At 33.8% G+C, this 3,284-nt stretch carries 3 protein-coding genes; 2 read left to right on the top strand and 1 reads right to left on the bottom strand.

Annotation, left to right across the window (positions count from 1 at the left end; all coding sequences use genetic code 11):
* The first annotated feature begins 370 nt into the window (after positions 1 to 370).
* Together AC1VS3_RS12800 and AC1VS3_RS12805 are read left to right on the top strand one after the other, a co-directional pair.
* Positions 371 to 1,609, top strand: coding sequence for a carboxylate--amine ligase (locus tag AC1VS3_RS12800; protein WP_481275681.1), 1,239 nt, complete (start codon positions 371 to 373; stop codon positions 1,607 to 1,609).
* A gap of 225 nt (positions 1,610 to 1,834) precedes the next feature.
* Entirely contained in the window at positions 1,835 to 2,530 is a 696-nt protein-coding gene (locus tag AC1VS3_RS12805) for an aspartate/glutamate racemase family protein (protein WP_008690015.1), read from the top strand.
* Between the two features lie 288 nt (positions 2,531 to 2,818).
* Here the strand turns inward: AC1VS3_RS12805 and AC1VS3_RS12810 are convergent, their stop codons facing one another.
* Positions 2,819 to 3,208: a hypothetical protein gene (locus tag AC1VS3_RS12810; RefSeq protein WP_008690017.1), complete on the bottom strand. Its 390-nt coding sequence runs from the start codon at positions 3,206 to 3,208 to the stop codon at positions 2,819 to 2,821.
* Positions 3,209 to 3,284 lie beyond the last annotated feature (76 nt).

Below are 3,284 nucleotides of genomic sequence, written 5' to 3' on the forward strand. Positions count from 1 at the left end.
TACATCAATTTATCTTTCATGTCAACGCTTATTTTTTATTTTTTTCACTTTTTAAAAGGCTTTTTTTACTCACCTTTTATGTAAACGTTTACACAGTTATTCATTAAAAAAGAAGTTTTCCCACTATTGATAACTCCCTATCCTAAACAACTCACATAGCATCTTTTCCCCCTCCTAATCCTATCTTTTAAAAACATTACATACTCATGCCCTGAATTCATCATACTTTAAGATTTTATTAAAACCTCTAACCAAAACTATGCTATAATGATTAACGCAATGTGAATATATAGATGTATGAAAATAACAACGAATATGATCACATGGACGATAAACTACATTGAATATAGAAAAGAGGTAAAACTACAATATGGATATTCTAGTAAAAAACACCAACCGCAAGTTTCTACCAGTCATCTTAGGTACTGACGCCAATGCCTATGGAATAGCAAAATCCTTCCATAAAGAATATGGAATTACATCTCTCTCTTTAGGGAAAGCTCCTTTATTAGAAACAAAAAAAAGTAACATTGTAAAAGTAATGACCTTTCATGAATTTGATCATGATGATAACTTTGTTAAATATATTGAAGAAGTAGGTAAGACCTATCATCAATATTATGAGCACTTACTGCTCATCGCTTGCGGAGACCGTTATACCGAACTGATTGTTAATCACCGCGATGTTCTGGATAACTATTTTGTGACAAATTACATTTCCAATGAAATGAAAGAAAAATTAGAAAATAAAGAAGATTTCTATCAGATTTGTGAAGAATACGGACTCGACTATCCAAAAACTTTTATTATAACGAAAGCAAATAAAGATAACTTCACTCTACCATTCGACTTTCCTGTAGCGGCGAAAGCCAGCAATTCTATCGAATATGTAGATCTGGAATTTGAAGGAAAGAAAAAGGGCTACCGTGCTGAAAATATGGATGAATTAAGACAAATCCTAGATGCGGTATACAATGCCGGCTATACCGGCTGCATGATCATTCAGGACTTCATTCCAGGTGATGACAGTACAATGTATGTCTTAAACAGCTATTCTGATCGCGATGGTAAAGTAAAAATGATGTGCCTTGGACATTGTGTCAGTGAAGATTATACACCACATGGTATTGGCAATTACAATGCAATCGTCCAACAAGCAAATAAACAGGTATATGCACGCTATCAGAAATTCCTTGAAGATATGCACTACACTGGATTTTCTAATTTCGATATGAAATATGATGTCCGTGATGGTAAATACAAAGTATTCGAAATCAATATCCGACAAGGTCGCAGCAGCTATTTCACAACTGCGTCTGGATGTAATCTAGTAAAATATCTTGTTGATGACTTGATTGAACATAAGCAAATGGAAACACATTATCACGATAATCCATATCTATGGCTCCATATACCACCGAAATTGTTGTTGAAATATGTTTCTAAGGATTCTTATGCACAGGTAAAGCAATTAATTCAAGAAAAGAAATATGACACAACACTTTTATATAAAGAAGATCGCTCCTTATTCCGCGCCGTCATGATCCGCCGATTTTATCATATGGCTTATAAAAAGTATAAGCTCTATTTCAATAAACGTGGGATTTAATCATAAACAGCATTCTTGCTGTTTTTTTATTATCATCCTAGTAACCTATTCATTAGAGCACAAGAATGACCTCCCCCTTTTTTCTTTTTCACATTCAGGTGGATCGTACCTTAGTAGTCAAAACTTTTAAATAAGCTCTCTAATTTCTTAAACGTTTTCTTATTTTGTCATATTGTTTCCCTTTTTGATGTATGATACTATTAAGGGCAGGATAGGAGGTGCTCCATGAATTATCAACTAGGTATTATCGGTGGTGTCGGCTCAGAAGCGAGTGCATACCTATATGAAAAAATATTACGTGCAACCAAGGCACCTACCGATCAGGACCATTTAAATATGGTGATATTGAATCATGCCGAGATTGCTGATCGCACGAGCTATATCTTAGATCATACAAATGATAATCCTCTTCCTTATTTTATGGAAGATCTGCATTTACTCAATCAGATTGGGGTAAAACTCATTTTGATTCCATGTAACACTTCGCATTTTTTCTATGATGAATTTCAAAAGGTAAGTCATGCACCTATTTACCATTTGATTGACCATACGACAGAACGATTAAAAAAAGAAGGCATAAAAAGAGTTGGAATATTAGCGACTGATGGTACAATAAAAAGCCAATTGTATCAGAAAAGCTGTGAGTCACAACAGTTAGAATGGGTCATCCCAAATCAGGAAAATCAACAACATGTTATGTCTTTAATTTATGATGATATTAAAGCCGGTAAACCTATTCATAAGGATAAATTAATCAGCATCATCAAAGAGATGGAAGAACAGCAGGTTGAGCGTATGATCTTAGCTTGTACAGAATTATCGATTTTAAAAGAGCGTGAGCAATTAGATGAACGCTTTGTAGATCCCTTAGAAATCGCCATCGACTATACACTTGAAATGTTTCACAAGCAAAAAAGATGATTTTTATACAAATAGTCAAAGGTTTTCGCTATGATCAATAAGATCGATTCGTGAAAACCTTTTTCTATGATATCTTAATATATTTAAGTTTATATAGTATCTGTATTCTTTTTTTAATTGTAAAGCAAGAAGCAACTTTATTTACAAAACAACTTTAATCACTGCATCATACCGCCATTTATTTGCTAACAAATGCAATATATTGCTAATCATGAGAATTCATTGAACTAGTTTTAAATAACAGGTGTTCAAATAAGAACACCTGTTATTTCCACTTATTCTTTTCTTCTATAGTCCATGTAATTTTCTATTTCGTGTCAAAATAGCACCGATAATAGCAATCACAGCTGCCACTGGTGCGATCCTGATAAACATCCACTCAAAGATATGAACCCCAACTCCCTGAACCGCCGTTTCTGGATTACCGTAATCCCAATTTAGATAGGCACTATTTAATGTGAGGAAAAACACAAAAGTCACTACCAATAATAAGCACAATGTGATAAAGGCCCAATGCAAAATCTTCCGCCTTGTTTCCTTCCTTTTTGCCAGTTGTAAATTAATAACTTCAAGTTTTTCTGCTATTACTTTTACATCATCAGCCTCTTGTTCAATAATCGATTCACCGAGTAATGCACTAACTGGTGTTTCAAAAATTTCCGAAATTGAAATTAGCATATCCGAATCTGGAACGGATAATCCGGTTTCCCTTAGTTAAAAATATTACTCTTGTTGATTACTCAACTTTTCCGAT

It is taken from the genome of Longicatena sp., from assembly GCF_982403165.1.

Bases quoted from the DNA above. Each gene is read 5' to 3' on its own strand.
- AC1VS3_RS12805 (WP_008690015.1), top strand. From the start codon at position 1,835: ATGAATTATCAACTAGGTATTATCGGTGGTGTCGGCTCAGAAGCGAGT.
- AC1VS3_RS12810 (WP_008690017.1), bottom strand. From the start codon at position 3,208: ATGCTAATTTCAATTTCGGAAATTTTTGAAACACCAGTTAGTGCATTA.
- AC1VS3_RS12800 (WP_481275681.1), top strand. From the start codon at position 371: ATGGATATTCTAGTAAAAAACACCAACCGCAAGTTTCTACCAGTCATC.